This is a genomic window from Paraburkholderia sediminicola, assembly GCF_046027355.1.
Taxonomy (GTDB): domain Bacteria; phylum Pseudomonadota; class Gammaproteobacteria; order Burkholderiales; family Burkholderiaceae; genus Paraburkholderia; species Paraburkholderia sediminicola_B.
Genome location: NZ_JAQQEK010000005.1, coordinates 360,375 through 381,336, shown reverse-complemented (window position 1 = coordinate 381,336; position 20,962 = coordinate 360,375). Strand labels below are relative to the sequence as shown.

19 protein-coding genes and 3 tRNA genes are annotated in these 20,962 nt (G+C 63.0%); 6 read left to right on the top strand and 16 right to left on the bottom strand.

All coding sequences use genetic code 11. The features are described 5' to 3' along the window. Positions 1-17: 17 nt before the first annotated feature. Together PQR42_RS11990 and PQR42_RS11985 are read left to right on the top strand one after the other, a co-directional pair. Entirely contained in the window at positions 18-479 is a 462-nt protein-coding gene (locus PQR42_RS11990; protein ID WP_408253182.1) for a copper chaperone PCu(A)C, read from the top strand. Between the two features lie 17 nt (positions 480-496). Beyond that, positions 497-1,381 carry a cytochrome c oxidase assembly protein gene (locus PQR42_RS11985; RefSeq protein WP_408206779.1) on the top strand — a complete coding sequence of 295 codons (885 nt, stop codon included), beginning with the start codon at positions 497-499 and terminating at the stop codon, positions 1,379-1,381. Positions 1,382-1,438: 57 nt separating this feature from the next. Here the strand turns inward: PQR42_RS11985 and PQR42_RS11980 are convergent, their stop codons facing one another. The 8 genes from PQR42_RS11980 to uvrC form a co-directional block, all read right to left on the bottom strand. After that, positions 1,439-1,933 carry a GNAT family N-acetyltransferase gene (locus PQR42_RS11980; RefSeq protein WP_408385857.1) on the bottom strand — a complete coding sequence of 165 codons (495 nt, stop codon included), beginning with the start codon at positions 1,931-1,933 and terminating at the stop codon, positions 1,439-1,441. 94 nt (positions 1,934-2,027) lie between these two features. Continuing rightward, positions 2,028-3,008, bottom strand: coding sequence for a sensor domain-containing diguanylate cyclase (locus PQR42_RS11975; RefSeq protein WP_408385855.1), 981 nt, complete (start codon positions 3,006-3,008; stop codon positions 2,028-2,030). 180 nt (positions 3,009-3,188) lie between these two features. Beyond that, positions 3,189-3,947, bottom strand: coding sequence for a TraB/GumN family protein (locus tag PQR42_RS11970; protein ID WP_408385853.1), 759 nt, complete (start codon positions 3,945-3,947; stop codon positions 3,189-3,191). Positions 3,948-4,321: 374 nt separating this feature from the next. Next, positions 4,322-4,395, bottom strand: a tRNA-Cys gene (locus PQR42_RS11965). Between the two features lie 105 nt (positions 4,396-4,500). Then, positions 4,501-4,576, bottom strand: a tRNA-Gly gene (locus PQR42_RS11960). A 76-nt stretch (positions 4,577-4,652) separates the two neighbouring features. Continuing rightward, positions 4,653-4,728: transfer RNA gene (locus PQR42_RS11955), tRNA-Gly, on the bottom strand. A gap of 217 nt (positions 4,729-4,945) precedes the next feature. Then, entirely contained in the window at positions 4,946-5,539 is a 594-nt protein-coding gene (pgsA, locus tag PQR42_RS11950) for a CDP-diacylglycerol--glycerol-3-phosphate 3-phosphatidyltransferase (RefSeq protein ID WP_408206939.1), read from the bottom strand. Positions 5,540-5,694: 155 nt separating this feature from the next. Continuing rightward, a complete protein-coding gene (uvrC, locus tag PQR42_RS11945; RefSeq protein ID WP_408385851.1) occupies positions 5,695-7,872 on the bottom strand; it encodes an excinuclease ABC subunit UvrC in 2,178 nt (725 codons plus the stop codon). 268 nt (positions 7,873-8,140) lie between these two features. Here uvrC and earP point away from each other — a divergent pair, with 268 nt between their 5' ends. From earP to PQR42_RS11925, 4 genes are all read left to right on the top strand, one after another. Continuing rightward, positions 8,141-9,334, top strand: a complete 1,194-nt coding sequence (gene earP, locus PQR42_RS11940; RefSeq protein ID WP_408385849.1) for an elongation factor P maturation arginine rhamnosyltransferase EarP — start codon at positions 8,141-8,143, stop codon at positions 9,332-9,334. A gap of 408 nt (positions 9,335-9,742) precedes the next feature. Beyond that, positions 9,743-10,300 carry an elongation factor P gene (efp, locus tag PQR42_RS11935; protein ID WP_201644888.1) on the top strand — a complete coding sequence of 186 codons (558 nt, stop codon included), beginning with the start codon at positions 9,743-9,745 and terminating at the stop codon, positions 10,298-10,300. Between the two features lie 282 nt (positions 10,301-10,582). Then, positions 10,583-10,789 carry a CsbD family protein gene (locus PQR42_RS11930; RefSeq protein WP_408206790.1) on the top strand — a complete coding sequence of 69 codons (207 nt, stop codon included), beginning with the start codon at positions 10,583-10,585 and terminating at the stop codon, positions 10,787-10,789. 323 nt (positions 10,790-11,112) lie between these two features. Further along, entirely contained in the window at positions 11,113-12,495 is a 1,383-nt protein-coding gene (locus PQR42_RS11925; protein WP_408385847.1) for a sigma-54-dependent transcriptional regulator, read from the top strand. An 85-nt stretch (positions 12,496-12,580) separates the two neighbouring features. On the opposite strand, the gene nagZ is transcribed toward PQR42_RS11925, so the two are convergent. The 8 genes from nagZ to lepA form a co-directional block, all read right to left on the bottom strand. After that, positions 12,581-13,609, bottom strand: a complete 1,029-nt coding sequence (nagZ, locus tag PQR42_RS11920; RefSeq protein ID WP_408385845.1) for a beta-N-acetylhexosaminidase — start codon at positions 13,607-13,609, stop codon at positions 12,581-12,583. A gap of 70 nt (positions 13,610-13,679) precedes the next feature. Next, the gene (gene acpS / locus PQR42_RS11915; protein ID WP_408206796.1) at positions 13,680-14,105 is read right to left on the bottom strand and encodes a holo-ACP synthase; all 426 of its coding nucleotides are present in this window, start codon (positions 14,103-14,105) and stop codon (positions 13,680-13,682) included. A gap of 16 nt (positions 14,106-14,121) precedes the next feature. Next, positions 14,122-14,886, bottom strand: coding sequence for a pyridoxine 5'-phosphate synthase (gene pdxJ / locus PQR42_RS11910; RefSeq protein ID WP_408385844.1), 765 nt, complete (start codon positions 14,884-14,886; stop codon positions 14,122-14,124). Next, complete coding sequence (gene recO / locus PQR42_RS11905; protein WP_408206797.1) at positions 14,883-15,788, bottom strand: DNA repair protein RecO; 906 nt, start codon at positions 15,786-15,788, stop codon at positions 14,883-14,885. The genes pdxJ and recO overlap by 4 nt, the downstream gene beginning before the upstream one ends. Next, positions 15,775-16,674, bottom strand: coding sequence for a GTPase Era (gene era, locus PQR42_RS11900; protein ID WP_408385842.1), 900 nt, complete (start codon positions 16,672-16,674; stop codon positions 15,775-15,777). Before era ends, recO begins: the two co-directional genes overlap by 14 nt. A gap of 55 nt (positions 16,675-16,729) precedes the next feature. Continuing rightward, positions 16,730-17,974, bottom strand: coding sequence for a ribonuclease III (gene rnc / locus PQR42_RS11895; protein ID WP_408206800.1), 1,245 nt, complete (start codon positions 17,972-17,974; stop codon positions 16,730-16,732). 185 nt (positions 17,975-18,159) lie between these two features. Then, a complete protein-coding gene (lepB, locus tag PQR42_RS11890; protein WP_408206802.1) occupies positions 18,160-19,053 on the bottom strand; it encodes a signal peptidase I in 894 nt (297 codons plus the stop codon). 18 nt (positions 19,054-19,071) lie between these two features. Next, positions 19,072-20,865 (bottom strand): translation elongation factor 4, encoded by a 1,794-nt coding sequence (gene lepA, locus PQR42_RS11885; protein WP_408385840.1) that lies wholly within the window; start codon positions 20,863-20,865, stop codon positions 19,072-19,074. Between the last annotated feature and the right edge of the window lie 97 nt (positions 20,866-20,962).

Here is a 20,962-nt window from a genome sequence, read left to right as displayed (position 1 = left end):
CTTTCCCGAGTTCAACCATGTCGATCAAGATCAAAACGTTCGCTGCACTGAGTTGCGCCCTCGCCCTTTCGTTCGGTGTCGCATCGACCGCGCAAGCGGCGGGCGCCAATGCGATCAGCGCGAAGGACGCGTGGGTCCGCTGGCTGCCCAACAATCTGCCCGCCGCCGGCTATGTGACGCTCGTCAATGCGAGCGACAAACCGGTCGACCTCGTCGACATCTCCAGCAACGACTATGGTGACGCGATGCTGCATCAGACCGTGTCGAACGGTTCGTCGCAGAAGATGGTGATGGTCGACAAGCTGACGGTGCCCGCGCACGGCCAGGTCGCCATCGCACCCGGCGGCTATCACGTGATGCTCGAAGACGCGAAGCACAAGGTCGCGCCGGGCGACACCGTGCATCTCACGCTCAAGTTCTCCGACGGCGAAACGCTCGACACGCCGTTCGCCGTCAAGTCGCCGGCGCAAACCAAGTAACCGGGTAACGTGCCGCGATGAACCTGCTCTACTGGCTCGATCCCTGGGAGTTTTCGCCGACCGTCGTGATCGCGCTGCTGGTGCCCGCGATCCTGTTCGTACGCGGCGCGCGCAAAGCGAAGGTGACGGTCGCGCGGCGTATTTCCTTCTGGTTCGGGCTGGTGGCGCTGTATGTCGCGTTGCATACGCGGCTCGATTATTTCTTCGAGCATGAGTTCTTCATGCATCGCGCGCAGCATCTGGTGCTGCATCACCTTGGGCCGTTTTTTATCGCGCTGTCGTATCCGGGCGCCGCGTTGCGCGCGGGTATTCCGTTCAGTTGGCGGCAGCGTTTCGTGCGGCCCGCGCTGGAAACGCCGCTGGTGCGCAAACTGCTCGACGTGGTGATGCATCCGGTCGTCGCGGTAACCTTGTTCGTCGGGTTGATCTACTTCTGGCTGATGTCACCGATTCATTTCATGGCGATGCTCGACTGGCGGCTTTATCGCGTGATGAACTGGAGCATGGTGATCGACGGCCTGCTGTTCTGGTGGCTCGTGCTCGATCCGCGTCCCGCGCCGCCCGCGCGTCTGTCGCCGGGCAAGCGCGTGCTGGTGGTGATCGCCGCGATTCCGCCGCAGATCATTCTCGGCGCGTTCATCTTCTTCACGCCGCACGAGCTGTATCCGATCTACTCGATCTGCGGCCGCGCGTTCACGTGGTTGAGCCCGATGCGCGATCAGCAGATCGGCGGGCTGTTGCTGTGGATTCCGGGTTCGATGATGAGCGTGATCGGCGCATTGCTCGCCTTGCGTCACTGGATGCGGCTGTCGGCGCGCGGACGTTTGCATAGCGAACGGCGTGCGAAAGCCAGGCAGTCTGTGGCCCACACCGTTTCGGCGCCGGCGCGCGGTCAACACTGATATCCACGTCGAGGCAAACCGACGCGCCCGCGCCGGGCTCAGCTCGATTTAGCCGCTTCAGGCCGAACGCATCCACACATGCGGGATGCCGTCTTCTTCGTGAATGTCTGAAACGGGCGCAAAGCCGAACGCGCCGTAGAACGCTTGCAGATGTGCCTGCGCATGCAATCGAATCGGCGTGCCGGGCCACTGCGCGCGAATATGCGTCAGCGACCGTTCGAGCATCGCATTGCCCAGACCGATGCCACGGAATTCGGCGGTCGTCAGCACACGGCCGATGCGGATATCGGTGTCGCCCGCATCGGGCAACAGCACGCGCAAATAACCCGCGAGCGCCGGCCGTTTTTCATCGGGGCCATAGACCAGCAGATGCCACGCATCCATATCGAGTCCATCGATATCGCCGTACAAGCAGTTCTGCTCAATGACGAACACCGCGCTGCGTGCGCCCAGCATCGTATAGACCTCGAGGCCCGTGAGTTCGTCGAAGGATTTCCAGCGCCAATCGAGTTGCGCCAGCCGCGTGGCGGCGCTTTGCTGCGGTTCGTTCATGACAACGTTCTAAAGAAAGAGTCGCACCGCACGGAGAGCGGCGATGCGTGATTATGCCGCGCGCGACGGCTTTTTTTTCGCCGCCGTGCCGCGCTCAGTTGCGATGCGCGGCGCGCGCCTTCGACGCCTGTTTGTGGCTGTACATCGCGGCGTCAGCGGCCGCCAGCAGCTCGGCAACCGATACGTGCCGGGCAGGATCGTATTGAATCTGTCCGACGCTATAGCGGATGTCATAGCCGCGCTGCGCTTCAGCATTGCGCTCGTTCAGCAACTGAGTGAGGCGCTGCGTCACTTCCTGCGTGGCGCCTCTGTCCGAATCGGTGAGCAGCACGACGAACTCGTCGCCGCCGAGCCGCCCGATCACATCGCTTTCGCGCAGCGCGGTGCGCAAGACGTCGGCGAAGGTCTGCAGCGCGCGATCGCCTTCGGCGTGGCCGAGCGTATCGTTGATCTGCTTGAAATCGTTCAGATCGAAGAACAATAGCGACGCCGGTTTGTGCATCCGCTTGCAAACGTTCAGCGCATGTTGCGCGAGTGCCTCGAAACCGCGCCGGTTCGACAGCAGCGTCAGGTCGTCGAGCGTCGCCAACTGCACCGCCGCCAACTCCTGCTCGGCCATGCGCGCCAGATCGCGCAGCAGTTCGCGCTCTTCTTCGTCGAGGCCACGCGGCTTGGTGTCGATCAGACAGAGCGTGCCGAGCTTGCTGCCGTTGGGCACCGTCAGCGGACAGCCGGCGTAGAAGCGGATATTCGGGTTGTCGGTGACGAGCGGATTGTCGTGAAACCGCTCGTCCGCGAGCGTGTCGGGCACCATCAGGATTTCGTCGCCGAGAATCGCGTGCGCGCAGAACGAGACGTCGCGCGAGGTCTCGCTCGCCGTCAGGCCGACGCACGACTTGAACCATTGACGGTCCGCATCCACCAGACTCACGAGCGCGATGGGCACACTGAAGAGTCGCTTGGCGAGCCGGGTCAGCCGATCGAAGCGCTCCTCCGGCAACGTATCGAGAATATGCAGCGCACGCAGCGTGTCGAGACGGGCGCTTTCGTTACTGGGCGTCGGTGGGACATGCATGTTGTATTCCCTAGGGCGACCGGCGTGGCCGAAGTGGCAGGCGGGTAGTGTATAGCGGCGTACTTTACGTTGGGGCAAAACCACGGCGCGAGAGTTCCCTCCGATTTCGTGCGCGCCGGATCCGCATTCGAACCGATGCAGGCCGCATCGGGCTGCCACGCTCGCGCGGCGATGAGTTCGCTATAGGTCGGCGAAGACCGGTTCGACGGGCCGCGCGAGACAGTCGATCAGATTGCCGGGGCCGCACAGATGCAGCGCGCCGACGACCACCAACGTGCGCTCCGGCCGCGCGAGGAACTCGGTCAGCCGCGCCGCCCATGCGCGATTGCGCGCGTCGAGAATCGCGTGCCGGATGCCCGGCAGATTGAACATCGGCGACTCGATGGCGATCTGGTGCACGGCGAGCAGGTCGCCATCCAGCCAGGCCGCGTGCATTCGCTCGAGCGTGCGCTGCGGTTCGTCGAGATCGGCCATCAGCAGGCCGAGCGCCGCGCCGACAGCATCGAGCGGAATCGATTCGAGCGCCGCCGCTACCTCTTGCGCGCTCTCGAGATAACGATAGGGCTTGGCCTGCGTGATCGCCGAGCGCAGCATGCGCGGCTCGACACCTTCGACGACCTGTTGGAACAGCGTCGGCGCGACGATCAGCGCGGCCCACGGACGCAGATCGGCGAGCGGCGCCAGCGGCCCTTCAACGGGCCATGCTGCGTGAAGTTGCCGCCATGCGTCGGCGGATAGCAAGGGCTGCAGTTGATCCGCGCCGCCTTGTTGGTCGGCTTTCAGAAACGGCAGGATCGTCGGCGGATCGGACTCGAAGACGAGCGCTTCGGCCCAGTCATACGCTTCGGCGATCCACGGCGGCGTTCTTCGGCTCGTCGCCGGAAACAGATGCATCGAGCCGAGCAGGCGAACATGGGTGCCGGTGAGTTGTAGGTACATGCAGCCTCGGTGTGGACAAGCAATGACGCAAAGCAGGCGCGCCGGTTCACAGCCTCTCGCCAGGCCGTACGGACCGTAAACGCGACGAACAGTTAGATATAGAAAAGATAAAGCCCCAACGATGGAGCTCTATTGTGCGGAAAAAATCTGTGGCTGAGTATTCGCATGCGAGGGGCTTGTTCGACGCTTTCTTGAACGAGCTACCCCAGTCGCCTGCCGCTTCGACCTTGATCGTCTGGAATATGCCCGCCGGCACTTCGACTAGCAATGAGAACTCCTGCCGCGCCAGTATCTGCATCAACCCCCCGCCGAAGAAACCGACGCCGGAAAAAGAAAAGCCCCGACAAGTCGGGGCTTTTCTTTACATCAACTACTGGAGGCGCGAGCCGGAGTCGAACCGGCCTAAACGGCTTTGCAGGCCGCTGCATAACCGCTTTGCTATCGCGCCGCAAGCGGACTGGAACCTAGCAACAGATTCGCAGATTTTGTTTAGCGGACAACCGGAAGGACCGGGCCACCAAACAAAAAGGGAAGCGTTGCTTCCCCTTATGTATGGAGCGGGAGACGAGGCTCGAACTCGCGACCTCAACCTTGGCAAGGTTGCGCTCTACCAACTGAGCTACTCCCGCATTGAACTGCTTCACAACGCCCTGCGTCGCATTTGCCAAACTACGCTTCGCCAAACAATACGTTGCTTCGAAAATTTGGAGCGGGAGACGAGGCTCGAACTCGCGACCTCAACCTTGGCAAGGTTGCGCTCTACCAACTGAGCTACTCCCGCATTGTGCTGCTTTTGCCTTACTACGTTCTGCCTTGTTACTGCAACTACTCTCTTACTGCCACCGATGTTTCGAACTGCGTGCATCGGAGAAACGAGATTATGGAGAAACGACTGAAACGTGTCAACCCCTTTTGCGAATCTCTTTTACTGAACAGATTTCACTCATGCGGCAGCGAAGTTCGGACACGCTGCGGGTGTCCTCCACGACTGCGGAAACTCAGACCACGCCGCCCCGCTCGCGAATCTGCGGCCACGCGAGCTTCATGTAGTAGAGCATCGACCAGATCGTCAGGAACGCGGCCAGATAGATGAGCCACAGGCCCCACACGCGCGTATCGACCACCACGCCGCCGCCGAACGACAGCGGGCCGTAGAACAGAAGCATGGGAATCGCCACCATCTGGCAAACGGTCTTGAACTTGCCGAGCGAATTCACCGCGACGCTCTTCGACGCACCGATCTGCGCCATCCATTCGCGCAGCGCCGAGATCGCGATCTCGCGCCCCACGATCACCAGCGCAATCGCCGAATCGATTCGCGCGAGTTGCACGAGCACGAGCAACGCGGCGGTCACCATCAGCTTGTCGGCGACCGGATCGAGGAACGCGCCGAATGCCGAGGTCTGATTCCACTTGCGCGCCAGATAGCCGTCGAACCAGTCGGTCAGCGCCGCCAGAATGAAGATCGTCGCGGCCGCCAGATTGCGGTGGGCGGGGCTCATCATCATGTCGGGCAAATAGAACACACCGACGACGAGCGGGATCAGGACGATCCGCAGCCAGGTCAGGAAAATCGGGAAATTAAACGGCATGGGCAGGCGCAGCGTCTGGCAAGGGAGATGCAATTGTGCCGTGTCATAAGGCCTGCCACAAGCAAAGCGGCGGCAAAGCGGCGCGCCGGGCTGGCCGCGCGCGCCGCGGCGGCGGCGCTCGACGGTGGCTGAGCGGGCAGCCGAAGCCGCCGCGATCAGTGCAATTGCCGGTAAATCTGCTCCGCGAGCGCCTGCGAAATGCCTTCGACGCTCGCCAGATCCTCGACACTGGCGGCGACCACGCCGCGCAGTCCACCAAAACGCGCGAGCAGCCGTTGGCGCCGCTTCGCGCCCACGCCTTCGAGTTCTTCGAGCCGCGAGGTCTGGCGCGTCTTGCTGCGCTTCGCGCGCATGCCGGTGATGGCGAAGCGGTGCGCTTCGTCGCGGATCTGCGCGACCAGCATGAGTGCCGCGCTTTCCTTGCCGAGTTCGAGCGCCGCGCGGCCGTCGGCGAAAATCAGGGTTTCGAGGCCGACCTTGCGCCCCTCGCCCTTCGCGACACCGACCAGCATGCCGGTATCGAGACCCAGTTCCGTGAACACCTGGCGCGCGATTTCGACCTGGCCCTTGCCGCCGTCGATCAGCACGATAGTCGGCAGGATGCCGCCGGCCGCGACCGGCTCCGCGGCGTCCGGCGTGAGCGACGGATCGGCGGCCGCGTCGTTTTGCAACTCGGCGGCTTCGTCAGCGGCATTCGCGGCGGCTTGCTCGACCATCTTCTCGTAGCGGCGCGTGAGCACCTGGCGCATCGCGGCGTAATCGTCGCCGGGCGTAATGCCGGTGATGTTGTAGCGTCGGTATTCCGACGACTGCATCTTGTGATGGTGATACACCACGCACGACGCCTGGGTCGCCTCGCCCATCGTATGGCTGATGTCGAAGCATTCGATGCGCAGATGCGCGAGATCGTCGCACTCCATGCCGAGCGTGTCGGTGAGCGCGCGCGTGCGGGCCTGCTGCGAGCCCTGCTCCGAGAGCAGGCGCGCGAGCGCGAGCCGCGCATTCTGCTCGGCCATCGCGAGCCAGGCGCGCCGTTGGCCTTGCGGCTGGCGCAGCACGGTGACCTTGTGGCCGGCCTGCTCGATCAGCACGTCGACCAGTTCGCGGTTGGCGGGTGCGTGGCTGACAACCAGCACCGGCGGCACCCGGTTGCCCAAGTAGTGCTGCGCGATGAACGCTTCGAGGACTTCGGCTTCGATCCCGCCGGTTGCGCGGCCCTTGCGCGGTTTCGCGGGCTCGGAATCGGCTTCTTCGGGTACGTCGTCGGCTTCATCGGACGCGTCGTCCTCTTCGTCTTCCGATGGCATCTCTTGCGCGATTGCGAGCGCATCGGCGGCATCGGCCGGCTCCGTTTCACCATTCACGTCTTCTTCCGCGAGCGGGACGGAAGCGCTAGCGGCACCGGCCAACGCCGCGTCGTCGTCCAGTCCGCCCTCGTCGGCTGTCAACGCGCTTTCGACATGCGCCGGGAAATACGCCTTGTCGCCCAGATGCCGGCCGCCGCGCACCATCGCCAGATTCACGCACACGCGGCCGCCCAGCGCGACCACCGCGAGAATATCGACGTCGCTGTCGCTGCCCACTTCGATCGCCTGCTGATGCAGCACCGTCGACAGCGAGCTCATCTGGTTACGCACTGCCGCGGCCTGCTCGAACTTCAGCTCGCTCGCGAACGCGTGCATCTTCTGCTCCAGCTCCTTCATCACCTCGCCCTGACGGCCGAGCAGAAAGCGCGATGCGTTGGCAACGTCGCGCGCGTAATCCTCTTCAGTGATCGCCGCGACGCACGGCGCCGTGCAGCGGCCGATCTGATGCAACAGACAAGGCCGCGTGCGGTTGTTGAACACGGAGTCTTCGCAGGTGCGCAACTGGAACACGCGCTGCAGGATCTGGATACTCTCGCGCACCGCCCACGCACTCGGAAACGGACCGAAGTACTGATTCTTGCGATCCACCGCGCCACGGTAGTACGCCATGCGCGGAAACTTGTGTCCGGTCAGCTTGAGGTAGGGATACGACTTGTCGTCGCGAAACAGAATGTTGTAGCGCGGCGCGAGCGCCTTGATCAGATTGTTTTCGAGCAGCAGCGCTTCGGCCTCGGAACGCGTGACGGTCGTTTCGATACGCACAATGCGCGTCACCATCATCGCGATGCGCGGCGACAGCAGCGTCTTGGTGAAGTAGCTCGAGACGCGCTTCTTCAGATCGCGCGCCTTGCCGACGTAAAGCACCGCGCCGTGCGTATCGTAATAGCGATACACGCCGGGCAGATGCGGCAGTTGGGCGAGCACTTTTTTCGGCTCGAAAGCGTCGGTTGCTTCGGGTTCGGTCATGCAGAATCGGTTGGGTGGGACGGTCTCGCGAAGCCTTGTTCTGCGTGCCGCGCGCCTAGGCGAACCGGAATACGCCACGCGCGCGCAATCGTGAACGAGTGCTTTAGAATCGCCAGTTTAGAACATTCCGCGTGCGTCCGAACGCTGTTGCCTTGAATCGGGTGACGCGTCGGCAGCAGTGGATCGGCGCGCAACGCAGCGCGGCGCCGAGGCGCCACTCGCACCGCCCCGCTCCTTCCATCTGTTCGAATCCGCGACCCAGGCCATCATGTCTTCCGCTACGCCCCATTCCGAGCAAGCCGCTGACGCGCCCACGGCGATCGCCTGCGATATCTTCTGCGCGGTGATCGACAATTTCGGCGACATCGGCGTGTGCTGGCGGCTCGCGCGCCAGCTCGCGAGCGAACACGGGTGGCAGGTGCGCGTGTTCGTCGACGACCTGCATGCGTTCCAGAAGCTGTGCCCGTCGCTGACGCTGGAGCACGCTCGCCAGACGGTGGGCGGCATCGTCGTCGAACACTGGCACGAGCCGGCCCATGCGGGCGATACGCTCGAAGTCGCCGACGTCGTGATCGAGGCGTTCGGCTGCGAACTGCCGCACATCTACGTCGCCGCTATGGCGGCGCGCGAACGCACGCCGGTGTGGTTCAACCTCGAATATCTGAGCGCCGAGGATTGGGTCGCGGATTTTCATCTGCGGCCCTCGCCTCATCCGCGCTATCCGCTGACCAAGACGTTCTTTTTCCCTGGACTCGGCCCCGGCACCGGCGGCGTGCTGAAGGAACGGCATCTCGACGGCACGCGCGCGGCTTTTGAAGCATCGCCCACCGCGCACGAAGCATGGTGGCAACAAACCACCGGCTACGCGCCGCCACCCGCCACGGCAACCGTCGTCTCGCTGTTCGCCTACGAAAACCCCGCCGTCGACAGCCTGCTCGAACAATGGCGCGACAGCGCGGAGCCGGTCGTGCTGCTGGTGCCCGAAGGCCGCATTTCAGGCGCGGTGGCGCGCTTTTGCGACCTGCCCGCGTTCGCCGCCGGCTCGCACGCGGTGCGCGGAAACCTCAGCGCGCACGCCCTCGCCTTTACCGACCAGCCCGGCTACGACGCGCTGCTGTGGGCGAGCGACATCAATTTCGTGCGCGGCGAGGATTCGTTCGTGCGCGCCCAATGGGCCGCCAAACCGTTCGTCTGGCACATCTACCCGCAAGCCGACGACGCCCATCTGCCGAAGCTCGACGCCGCGCTCGCGCACTACGCGCGCACCCTGCCCGCCGACGCACGCGACGCCCTTGCGCGCTTGTGGCACGCCTGGAACGGGACAGGCCGGCCAGACTGGGCGGAATTCCAACGTCACTTGCCGGCGCTCAAGCAACGCGCAGCCGAGTGGGCCGGTGAACTGGCTCAAGTGGGCGACCTCGCCGGAAATCTGGCCTTGTTCGCAAAAACTCAGTTAAAATAAGCGGTTATCCAACGGCCGACGACGCAAGCGCGGCCCGATCGCAGCGGCGGAATCCGGCCAACTCGCTTGAGCGGCCCGCCAACCCGGCATCGAAAGATGCGAGACCTTCCCCCACATCAAAGCGCGATAGGTGGAAATGTCAAAAAGGGACGTATGCTGCGGATCGGCGCCACTCGTGTACACGCCCGCACAGGGTAAAAAGCAGGTAACGGATTGCTGGGAATGGCTGAGACCGCGAGTTTGCGGCGCTCCCGCCGCTCCCCGCGGCAAGCCGGCCACGCTTGACTCGCTCGCGACCCGCCGAGCCGCTCCGGCGGCGCGGCGCGCGGTGAGCGAAGCGCCGAAGCCGCTTGCGCCGTATGCCGTTGAGCACAAGTTGAAGCTACTAATTTCGTACAGGACAGTTTTATGAAGACCGCACAGGAACTCCGCACCGGCAACGTCGTGATGATCGGCGCAGACGCAATGGTTGTGCAAAAGGCCGAATACAACAAATCGGGCCGCAACTCCGCAGTCGTCAAGATGAAGTTCAAGAACCTGCTGACCGGCGCAGGCATGGAAAGCGTGTACAAGGCCGACGACAAGTTCGACGTCGTCGTACTGGAACGCAAGGAAGTCACGTACTCGTACTTCGCTGACCCGATGTACGTGTTCATGGACGCCGACTACAACCAGTTCGAAGTCGAAGGCGAAATGATGGGCGACGCTCTTCATTACCTCGAAGACGGCATGGCTTGCGAAGTCGTGTTCTACAACGAGAAAGCCATCTCGGTCGAACTGCCGACCACGCTGGTCCGCGAGATCATCTACACGGAACCGGCAGTCAAGGGCGACACGTCGTCGGGCAAGGTGTTGAAGAACGCCAAGCTGAACACCGGTTTCGAACTGCAAGTGCCGCTCTTCTGCAGCATCGGCGACAAGATCGAAATCGACACGCGTACGCACGAGTACCGCAGCCGCGCTTAAGCGCCCTGCTCGCCTGAATCCAGCGCCCCAACCCGGGCGCTGCGAAAAAAATGGCAAAAAAAGCGCCCAATTTGGGCGCTTTTTCTTTTTTGCGCCGCCGTGTATGGTTGAGGAAAACTTTACCGGCGTGCTTCTCGAAATTGCCATACCGCGACCTCAAATTTCCCGCATGCCGCTCAACAGAGCATTGATAAGTTTAAATAAATTGTCGTGGCACAGTCCATGCTTCTCTCTGGATACAGGCCAGTACGGCTTTATTTTCTTCAACTCCGGAGGTGCGACATGAATAACGACATCGCTGAAGGCAAGTGGAAGCAGATGATAGGCAAGGCCAAGACGGCATGGGGTGAACTGACGGACGACGAGTTGGCCAAGGCCGAAGGCCGCGCTGATAAGCTCGCCGGCCTGATCCAGGAACGTTACGGCAAAACGCGCGAACAAGCGGAACTCGAAGTACGCCGTTTCTTCGACAGCAACCGGGATTTCTGACAGCCCGAGTGAAGGAAATACAGGCGCCCGTCGACGCTTACAAAACGTCAGGACGAGCACCCAAATTAATAACGCAAAGGACCTGAACGACTTGAGTCGAACCGCCGCCTTTCTGCCCGGTGCCGTGCTTGGTGTGCGCGCCGGACGACCTGCCTGCGTCAACCGCGGCCGTTCATGCGCCGCGCAAGTCAAGGTTGCGCGCGCGGCGCTAGATTCGACTCAGAATTCGACCGACAGTACCGGCCAGCATCGCGCCCGTGCCGCGCGCCAACGTATCGGCGCAGCGCGTCGGGTATTCCATCCATCTAAAAATTGCGCTCGCCATGCCACACGCCCTGATTGTTGAAGACGATCCCAATAGCCTGTCAGGCCTGTCCGCCATCCTTGCCGCCGACGGCTTCTCCGTCGACACGGCGACCACGATCGCGGAGGCCCGGGCCGCCCTGACACGCTTCATTCCCGACGTCGTGCTGGTCGACCTGAACCTGCCGGACGGCAGCGGACTCGACCTGTTGCAACATCTGCCCGCGCATCCGCCCGGCGGCGCCTTGCCCGTGATCGTGATGACCGGCAATGCGACGGTGGAAAGCGCGATCGAAGGGTTGCGACACGGCATCTGGGACTACCTGCTCAAGCCGGTCAACATTCCGCGTTTGCGCAGCCTGCTCGCGCGCATCCCGCGGCCATACGAACTGACCGAAGAAGTGCAGACGCTGCGCGCGTCGCTGCGTCAACTCGGCCGTTTCGGCTCGATGCTCGGCCGCAGCGGCGCGATCCAGCACGTCTACGACACGATCGAACATATCGCGCCGACTGAAGCCGCCGTGCTGATTTCCGGCGAAACCGGCACCGGCAAGCAGATCGCGGCGCGCACGATGCACGACATGAGCCGGCGCCGTAAAGGTCCGTTCATCACGTTCGACTGCCGCAGCGCAAACAGCGCGGCCGCGCAACGCTCGCTCGACAGCCTCCTGTTCGGTCACGAACGCGGTGCGTTCAACGGCGCCGAGCAGCGCGAACCGGGCCTGTTCGAGCAGGCGAGCGGCGGCACGCTGTTCATCGACGAAATCGCCGAGTTGCCGCGCGCCCAGCAGGAAGCACTGTTGCGTGCGCTCGATTCGCAGACCTTCATGCGCGTCGGCGGCACGAATCAGGTGGTGACGGACTTCCGGCTGATCGCCTCGACACGAAAGGTGCCACGCGCCGCGGTGGCCGACGGCAGCCTGCACGAAGATCTGGCGCTGCGCCTCGAAGCGGCCGCCGTGACGCTGCCGCCGCTGCGCGAGCGCGGCGAAGATCCGGCGCTGATCGCCCAAGCGGTGGTCGACGAGTTGAATCACGAAGGGATGACGCGCGGCACGGCGGAGACCGCCAAGCAGGTCGCGCCGAACTTCCTGCGCGAGTGTCTCGCCTATGAATGGCCGGGCAATGTGCGCGAATTGCAGGATCGCGTGCGGCGCGCGTATCACGCGTCCGGCGACGTGCTGGAATCGCTGCGCGCCGACGAAGCGGGCTCGGCGAACGGCCGCGATCTGAACGGCAGCCGCGTGCAAGTGACCGTGGGCACACCGCTCGCGGACGTCGAGGAAATGCTGATTCGCGCCACGCTCGATGCAGTCGGCGGTACACGTCACCGGGCGGCGTCGCTGCTGGGCATCAGTCCGAAGACTTTGTACAACAAGCTGCAACGTATGCGGTTGAATTGAGGCTGCTGCTAGGCTAGGTCAAAAAAAACGGCGCCTTCATTTTGAAGGCGCCGTTTTTTTGCTTGCTTGCCGACTGTTCGGCGGCTTATGCAAACGCACTACGCAGCAGCGCCTGCGCTTGCAGATACTGCGGATCGGCGACCAGCCTGCTCCACTTCAACGCTTTGCCGCGCGGCCGCATGCGCTTGAGCCGCCGCTGCGATTCCTTCGACGGCGTGAAGCGCAACGCATCCAGCACCTTTTCCGCTTCGTCCGGCTGATTGCAGATCAGCACCATGTCGCAACCGGCTTGCAGCGCGGCGGTCGCGCCTTCGGTGAGCGTGCCGCCCTGGCGCGCGGCTTCCATCGAAAGATCGTCGCTGAAAATCGCGCCTTCGAAGCGCAGCTTGTTGCGCAGAATCTCCTGCAGCCAGACGCGCGAGAAACCCGCCGGCTTCGAATCGACCTGCGGATAAATCACATGCGCGGGAATCACCGATCCCAACGACAAGCCGAGCCAGTCGTACGGCGCCACGTCGTCGCGCAGAATCTCCTCGAGCGAACGGTCGTCGACCGGCATGGCGACATGCGAATCCGCGTGCGCGAAACCATGACCCGGGAAATGCTTGCCGCAATTGCTCATGCCGGCCAGCGCGAGTCCGTGGTTGAGGCTCTTGGCGAGCAAGGTCACCACGCGCGGATCGCGGTGGAACGAGCGGTCGCCGATCACCTGCGATTGACCGTAGTTCAGATCGAGCACCGGCGTGAAGCTCATGTCGATGCCGCACGCGCGCAACTCCGCCGCGAGGATATAGCCGACGGCCGTCGTCACCTTGGTGGCGTGCAGCACGTCGCTGTCCCATAAGGTGCCGAGCTTGCCCATCGCCGGCAGCACGGTGAAACCGTCCGTGCGAAAGCGCTGCACGCGCCCACCTTCGTGGTCGACGGCGATCAACAGATCCTCGCGAATCTCGCGGATCGAATCGGTCAGTGCGATGAGTTGCGCGCGGCTCTCGTAGTGGCGCGCGAACAGGATTACGCCGCCGGTCATCGGATGGGCAAGGCGGCGCTTGTCGTCGTCGTTCAGCGTTTTGCCGACCACGTCGAGCATCACCGGTCCGGGAATGGTTTTCATCGATTTCCGCTGGAAAAAAGCCTGGAGCAAGGAGAGACGCGGCCGGCCTGCGCCGCGTTCAAGGTATTTTCTATTCGGCGACGTCGTCGGGCGTACCCGCCTGCGCTGTTTCCGCGATCACGAACGACACCGCGTAATCGCGCTCGTCGCTGATCGTGACGCGCGCTGTAATGCCACGGGCGTCGAGCCATTCGGCGAGCTCACCGGACGCGACCACCATGGGCTCGCCGCTCGGCTTGTTGAGCGTTTGCAGCGCGCGCCAGGTCATCGGCCAGTGCATGCCGAGGCCGATCGCTTTCGAGAACGCTTCTTTCGCCGAGAACCGCGTGGCGAGAAACGCCAGCCCGCGCGCCGCCGACCGCGCGTGACGTGCGTGATAGACGCGCAGTTCGTCCGGGCCGAGCACCTTTTCGGCGAAGCGGCCGTTGGTGCGCGTCATGACCGCCGCCACGCGGCTGACCTGAACGATGTCCGTACCGATGCCGTAGATCGCCATGGGCGACGCCGCCGGGTTACGCGCGCGCGCCGAGACGCGCGGCGACCATGATCGCCTTCATCTCGCGCACTGCGTTGTCCCAACCGGCGAAGATCGCATGCGCGACGATCGCGTGGCCGATATTCAGTTCGTCGATACCCTCGATCGCCGCAATCTGCTGGACGTTCGTGTAGTGCAGGCCGTGGCCCGCATTGACCTTGATGCCGAGTGTCGCGCCGAATTCGACGGCGCTCACCACGCGCTCGAATTCGCGCTGCTGTTCGGCGGGATCGTGGGCTTCGGCGTAACGGCCGGTGTGCAGTTCGATCACCGGCGCGCCGGCTTCGTGCGCGGCGCGAATCTGCGTTTCATCCGGATCGATGAAGAGCGACACGCGCGAGTTCGCGTCGGCAAGCTGTTTGCACGCGGCGCGCACGGCTTCGAACTGGCCGGCGACATCGAGTCCGCCTTCGGTCGTCAATTCCTGACGTTTCTCCGGCACGAGGCATACGTCGTGCGGCTGCACTTCGCAGGCGATGTCGAGCATCTCCTGCGTGACCGCGCACTCGAGATTCATGCGCGTCTTCAGAAGCGGGCGCAGCTTGCGCACGTCGGCGTCGACGATATGACGGCGATCTTCACGCAGATGCAGCGTGATGACGTCGGCGCCGGCCTCTTCGGCCATCAGCGCGGCGCGGATAGGATCGGGATAGGACGTGCCGCGCGCGTTGCGCAGCGTGGCGACGTGATCGATGTTCACGCCCAGGTCAATCACATTCGGCGACGTAAGAAAGAAGCTCATAAGTTCTGCAAGTCGATCAGGATCTGGCGCGTCGCGAGCGGCGTGCCGCCAAGGTAAGTATTGAGCAGAAAGCGCATTAGCGTTTTGCTTTGCGCCACGGTCTGCGCTCGATGGTAATCGTCCTGTTCCATGTCGAGCAAGGTTTGCCCCGCGACTATCGGCCATTGCGCGGGCAGATCGTCGGAGGCTTCGCGTACGCCGCGCTCCGGGTCGAACACGTAGCGGCCTTCGGCCAGCACCGCTTTGCGCGCGACGGTGCGGTCCAGCGCCATCGCGTAACCGGTTTCGCGCAGCAGCACACGCTCGAACGAACGCAGCACCTGCACGGGCGGCTCGTCGTGCGCGAGACGCGTCATCGTGACGACGTAGTGATGGAACAGTTGCGGATGCGGATCTTCGCGCGCGCAGAACTTGACCAGCAGTTCGTTGACGTAGAAGCCGCACAGCAGCGCGTCGCCGGCCAGCGGCAACATGCCGCCGACCCATTCGGCGCCGGTCAGCGTGCGCACTTCGGATTTGCCCGACCACGACAGCGCGAGCGGCTGAAACGTCTGCAACACGCCGCGCAGCGCGGAGTGCGGACGCTTCGCGCCCTTCGCGACGAGCGCGAGACGGCCGTGATCGCGCGAGAGCACGTCGATGATCAGACTGGTCTCGCGATACGGATAGCTATGGAGAACGAAGGCGGGCTGCTCCGCGATCCGGTAGTCGGACGCGGAGGTGCGCGGCGTGCGGCGAGTTGGCGCTTTGCGTGGTTCGCCTTCGGCGCCCTGGGCGCTTTTAGTCGAGGATTTTCTGGTGCTACGCGCGGGTTTGGACGGCTCGCGCGCCGGCGCGGCCGGCTCCGAATCGTCCGGGTCAGCGTCGGAATTCAGCGTCATCCACGCGTCATTCGTACCCATACGCACGGAGTCCGGCTTCGTTGTCGGCCCAGCCGCTCTTCACCTTGATGAAGGTTTCCAGATACACCGGACCGTCGAACAGCTTTTCCATGTCGAGGCGCGCTTCGGTGCTGATCTGCTTCAGCTTGGCGCCCTTCTGGCCGATGATCATCGCCTTGTGCGTGTCGCGGTCGACCATGATGGTTGCGAAAATCCGGCGCAGGCGCCCTTCGGTTTCGAACTTTTCGATCAGCACGGTGCTCGTGTACGGCAATTCGTCGCCGGTCCAGCGGAACACTTTCTCGCGCAGGATTTCCGCGGCGAGGAAGCGCTCGCTGCGATCGGTCAGGTCGTCTTCGCCGTAGATCGGCGCGCCTTCCGGCAGGAACGGCTTGACGGTCGCCATCAGACGCTTGATGTCGTCGGGATTTTTCGCCGACAGCGGCACGATCTCGGCGAACTTGTGCAAGCCGCTGACCTGCTGCATGAACGGGAACAGCGAATCCTTATCCGACACGCGATCGAGCTTGTTCGCGATCAGCAGCGTGGGCACCGACGGCGGAATCAGGTCGAGCACCTTCTGATCGTCCGGGCCGAAACGGCCGGCTTCGATCACGAACAGGATCGCATCGACCGAAGTCAGCGTGGACGTGACCGCGCGGTTCAGCGAGCGGTTCAGCGCGCCGCTGTGCTTGGTCTGAAAACCCGGTGTATCGACGAAAATGTATTGCGCGTCTTCGAGCGTGTGAATGCCCGTGATGCGATGGCGCGTGGTCTGCGCCTTGCGCGACGTGATACTGACTTTCTGGCCGACCAGCGCGTTCATCAGCGTGGATTTGCCGACGTTAGGGCGGCCGACGATCGCGACCATGCCGCAGCGAAAACCAGTGGGAGTGGGAGCGTTCATATTCGGGCTACGGCAAGTTTCAGATCGACGCGCGGGAATGGCGCGCCGATGGCAATCAATGGCCCGCGTCGGCGACGCGCGTTTGCACCGCGTCGGCTACGCCGGGTTCGTGTTCGGTTGGTGCCGCTGCTGCGCTCGGCGCGGGCACGGCGGGACCGGGTGTGGCTTCGCGGCTGCGGTGTTTGTCGACGCTGCGGACCGCGGCGGCTTCCGTTTTGGCTTCGGCAGGCTTAGCTTCGGCGGGTTTTGCATCCGCGGCCTTGGTGTCGAGCTTTTCGGCGGCTTTTTCCGCTGCGGCTTTGTCAACGGACTTGTCGCCCGTGTGAGCGGCCGTCTTCTCTGCCTTCTCGGCGCGCTCGGTCTTGTCCTGTCCGCTGTACTCCACGTGCGCGGCGCGAATCACCGCCAGCGGCGCGGCGGTGGCTGCCGGCGTGGGGCGTTCGGCTGCCGGTTCCGCGGCGGCGGTCGCGCGGCTCTCACCACGCCCCGCTCCGCGCTCGTTCTTGCGATCCGGGCTGCGCAAATCCAGCGCGGCCTGCACGCCGGTCACGCCGGGGACGATCTCCGGCTCGGCATTCTTCGCCGCGCGAGCGCCTTTCGAGCGCTTGGGCTTGGCGACCACGGCAGGCGCCGCGGCCATCACTTCGTCGAGTGCCTTCTTGGCCGCCGCCTGCTCCGCCGCGCGACGGCTCGCGCCGGAACCGGAGACTTTCACGTCCAGTTTCGGCACCGTGCATTCGACTTCGAATTGCTGATTGTGCGCTGCGCCATGCGTGGCGACGACCGTGTAGGTCGGCAGCGCGATCTTGTGACCCTGCAGATACTCCTGCAGCAGCGTCTTGGCGTCCTTGCCGAGCGTGCGCGGGTCGATATGGTCCAGAATGGGCACGTAAAGACGCTTGATGACCGTCTGGGCGGCCTCGAAGCCGCCGTCGAGGAACACTGCGCCCAGCACCGCTTCGAGCGTGTCAGCGAGGATCGAGGGCCGCCGGAAGCCGCCGCTGCGCAACTCGCCTTCCCCCAGCCGCAAGCCTTCGGAAATATTCAGGGCCTGAGCGATTTCGTAAAGCGACTGCTGTTTGACCAGATTGGCGCGGACGCGCGACAGGTCGCCTTCGTCCAGTTTGCTGAAACGTTGGAACAAAAGCGCAGCCACCGCGCAATTTAGAACGGAATCGCCAAGAAACTCGAGCCGTTCGTTATGCGTGGAACTGTGACTGCGGTGCGTTAAAGCCTGGCGCAACAATTCCGCATTGCGAAATTCGTAGCGCAGACGGCTTTCCAACGGAGATAGGGGCATGGGCAGAGTATAACGCGGGCGCCAGACCCGGCGAAAACGCGGGACGGCCAGCGGAAAAAGCGTGGTGAAGCGACGTTACCGCGGGATCTTAAAGTAGCGTGATAACACGCCGCGGCTCAGGTGACCTGGTGAAGGTCAACTGCGGGCCCACCGCGCGGCGTGTCGTGCAATCGACGCACACGAACTCAGTTGAATGAGCCGATGCGTTTCAGATTGCTGAAGTTCATCCAGATAAAAAACGCGCGGCCGACGATATTCTTGTCCGGCGCAAAACCCCAGTAACGGCTGTCCGCGCTGTTGTCGCGGTTGTCGCCCATCATGAAGTAGTTGCCCGGCGGCACCTTGCAGATCACGCCGCGTGCGTTGTACGTGCAGTTGTCGCGATACGGATAATCTTCGGCGCCGACGATGAACGGCGGCACGGCCGAATTGTTCAGAATCGCGTTCTTGCGGCCGTCGAGATCTTCTTCGAACTGCTTCGCGTAGCCCATGCGTTCGTCATCGAGGTAATCGGGCAGCGGCGTTTCCGGCACAGGCTTGCCGTTGATCGTGAGCTGCTTGTCCTGATACGCGACCGTGTCGCCCGGCAGGCCGATCACGCGCTTGATGTAATCGACCGATTCGTCTTTCGGGTAGCGGAACACCACTACGTCGCCGCGTTGGAGCGGACGGCCTTCGGTGATCTTCGTGTTGGTGATCGGCAAACGGATGCCGTAGTCGAACTTGTTCACGAGGATGAAATCGCCCACCAGCAGCGTCGGCACCATCGAACCCGAAGGAATCTTGAACGGCTCGACCACGAACGAGCGCACCACGAACACCACCAGAATCACCGGGAAAAAGCTCGCCGAATATTCGAGCCACCACGGTTGGCGCAGCTTGTCGTCACGCAGACGCGCGCGCGTTTGCGCCGCGTTTTCGTCGGCGAAACGCTCGCCGATGCGTGCCTGCTGACGGTCGAACTCGGCGACCGCGGCTTCTGCCGCGCGGCGCCGTTGCGGCATGAAAACCAGTTTGTCTGCGACCCATGCGACGCCCGTCAAAATGACGAGCACAAAAAGAATCAGCGCAAAATTCATAGGGTTCCGTTGTTCGTCTTATTTGTCTTCGACACGCAGGATCGCGAGGAAAGCCTCTTGCGGGATCTCGACCGATCCCACCTGCTTCATTCGCTTCTTGCCTGCCTTTTGCTTTTCCAGCAGCTTCTTCTTACGTGAAATGTCGCCGCCGTAGCATTTTGCCAGCACGTTCTTACGCAACGCTTTAATGTTCTCGCGCGCGATAATGTTCGCGCCGATGGTGGCCTGAATCGCGACGTCGTACATTTGACGCGGAATCAGTTCACGCATTTTCGACGCCACTTCGCGGCCGCGATACTGGCTTTGTGAACGGTGCACGATGACCGACAGCGCGTCGACCTTGTCGCCGTTGATCAGCATGTCGACCTTCACGACGTCTGCCGCGCGATATTCCTTGAACTCGTAATCCATCGACGCGTACCCGCGCGAGATCGACTTCAGACGATCGAAGAAATCGAGCACGACTTCGCCCATCGGGATTTCATAGGTCAACTGCACCTGACGGCCGTGATACTGCATGTTGATCTGCGTGCCGCGCTTTTGCGTGCACAGCGTGATCACCGAGCCGACGTAGTCTTGCGGCATGTACAGATTCACGGTGACGATCGGCTCGCGCACTTCTTCGATCTTCGACGGTTCCGGCATCTTGGCCGGATTCTCGACCATGATGGTCGTGCCGTCGCGCTGCAGGACTTCGTACACCACGGTCGGCGCCGTGGTGATCAGGTCCATGTCGAACTCGCGCTCGAGACGTTCCTGCACGATCTCCATGTGCAGCAGACCGAGGAAGCCGCAGCGGAAACCGAAGCCGAGCGCCTGCGACACTTCCGGCTCGTACATCAGCGAGGCGTCGTTCAGCTTCAGTTTTTCCAGCGAATCGCGCAGCGCGTCGTACTGGTTTGCTTCGACCGGATAGAGACCGGCGAACACCTGCGGCTTCACTTCCTTGAAGCCGGGCAGCGGCTCGTGTGCCGGACGGTTCACCAGCGTAACGGTGTCGCCCACCTTCGCCGCAGCCAACTCCTTGATGCCGGCGATGATGAAACCCACCTGCCCGGCCGACAGCGATTCGAGGTTCTTCGACTTCGGCGTGAACACGCCGACGTGCTCGACCGGATACTGCGCGCCGGTCGCCATCATGCGGATCTTGTCCTTGGGACTCAGCGTGCCGTTGACGATACGCACCAGCATCACGACGCCGACGTAGTTGTCGAACCACGAGTCGATGATCAGCGCCTGCAACGGCGCTTCCGGATCGCCCTTGGGCGGCGGCACTTTGGCGATCAGCGCCTCGAGCACGTCTTCGACGCCGAGGCCGGTCTTCGCGCTGCAATGCGTGGCGTCGGTCGCGTCGATGCCGATCACGTCCTCGATTTCGGCGATGGCGTTTTCAGGGTTCGCCGCCGGCAGATCGATCTTGTTGAGCACCGGAATCACGTCGACGCCGAGTTCGATCGCCGTGTAGCAGTTGGCGACGGTTTGCGCTTCCACGCCCTGGCTCGCGTCGACGACCAGCAGCGCGCCTTCGCATGCGGACAGCGAGCGGCTGACTTCGTACGAGAAGTCGACGTGGCCCGGCGTGTCGATCATGTTCAGGTTGTAGATCTGCCCGTCACGGGCCTTGTACGTCAGTGCGGCGGTTTGTGCCTTGATCGTGATGCCGCGCTCGCGTTCGAGATCCATCGAATCGAGCACTTGAGATTCCATCTCGCGGTCGGACAGGCCGCCGCAGATCTGGATGATGCGATCGGCGAGCGTCGACTTGCCATGGTCGATGTGCGCAATGATCGAGAAGTTACGAATATGATCCATTCAGTGCCGATCAAGCAAAAAAGGCGCGCTCGGACAATAGCGGAGCACGCCTTGTAAGTAGGTGAAAAACCTATCTATTTTAGCCGAAAAGGCTATC

What these genes read in the sequence shown, in the direction of transcription:
- PQR42_RS11990 (WP_408253182.1), top strand. Translation starts at nt 18, where the DNA reads ATGTCGATCAAGATCAAAACGTTCGCTGCACTGAGTTGCGCCCTCGCC.
- PQR42_RS11985 (WP_408206779.1), top strand. Translation starts at nt 497, where the DNA reads ATGAACCTGCTCTACTGGCTCGATCCCTGGGAGTTTTCGCCGACCGTC.
- PQR42_RS11980 (WP_408385857.1), bottom strand. Translation starts at nt 1,933, where the DNA reads ATGAACGAACCGCAGCAAAGCGCCGCCACGCGGCTGGCGCAACTCGAT.
- PQR42_RS11975 (WP_408385855.1), bottom strand. Translation starts at nt 3,008, where the DNA reads ATGCATGTCCCACCGACGCCCAGTAACGAAAGCGCCCGTCTCGACACG.
- PQR42_RS11970 (WP_408385853.1), bottom strand. Translation starts at nt 3,947, where the DNA reads ATGTACCTACAACTCACCGGCACCCATGTTCGCCTGCTCGGCTCGATG.
- pgsA (WP_408206939.1), bottom strand. Translation starts at nt 5,539, where the DNA reads ATGCCGTTTAATTTCCCGATTTTCCTGACCTGGCTGCGGATCGTCCTG.
- uvrC (WP_408385851.1), bottom strand. Translation starts at nt 7,872, where the DNA reads ATGACCGAACCCGAAGCAACCGACGCTTTCGAGCCGAAAAAAGTGCTC.
- earP (WP_408385849.1), top strand. Translation starts at nt 8,141, where the DNA reads ATGTCTTCCGCTACGCCCCATTCCGAGCAAGCCGCTGACGCGCCCACG.
- efp (WP_201644888.1), top strand. Translation starts at nt 9,743, where the DNA reads ATGAAGACCGCACAGGAACTCCGCACCGGCAACGTCGTGATGATCGGC.
- PQR42_RS11930 (WP_408206790.1), top strand. Translation starts at nt 10,583, where the DNA reads ATGAATAACGACATCGCTGAAGGCAAGTGGAAGCAGATGATAGGCAAG.
- PQR42_RS11925 (WP_408385847.1), top strand. Translation starts at nt 11,113, where the DNA reads ATGCCACACGCCCTGATTGTTGAAGACGATCCCAATAGCCTGTCAGGC.
- nagZ (WP_408385845.1), bottom strand. Translation starts at nt 13,609, where the DNA reads ATGAAAACCATTCCCGGACCGGTGATGCTCGACGTGGTCGGCAAAACG.
- acpS (WP_408206796.1), bottom strand. Translation starts at nt 14,105, where the DNA reads ATGGCGATCTACGGCATCGGTACGGACATCGTTCAGGTCAGCCGCGTG.
- pdxJ (WP_408385844.1), bottom strand. Translation starts at nt 14,886, where the DNA reads ATGAGCTTCTTTCTTACGTCGCCGAATGTGATTGACCTGGGCGTGAAC.
- recO (WP_408206797.1), bottom strand. Translation starts at nt 15,788, where the DNA reads ATGGGTACGAATGACGCGTGGATGACGCTGAATTCCGACGCTGACCCG.
- era (WP_408385842.1), bottom strand. Translation starts at nt 16,674, where the DNA reads ATGAACGCTCCCACTCCCACTGGTTTTCGCTGCGGCATGGTCGCGATC.
- rnc (WP_408206800.1), bottom strand. Translation starts at nt 17,974, where the DNA reads ATGCCCCTATCTCCGTTGGAAAGCCGTCTGCGCTACGAATTTCGCAAT.
- lepB (WP_408206802.1), bottom strand. Translation starts at nt 19,053, where the DNA reads ATGAATTTTGCGCTGATTCTTTTTGTGCTCGTCATTTTGACGGGCGTC.
- lepA (WP_408385840.1), bottom strand. Translation starts at nt 20,865, where the DNA reads ATGGATCATATTCGTAACTTCTCGATCATTGCGCACATCGACCATGGC.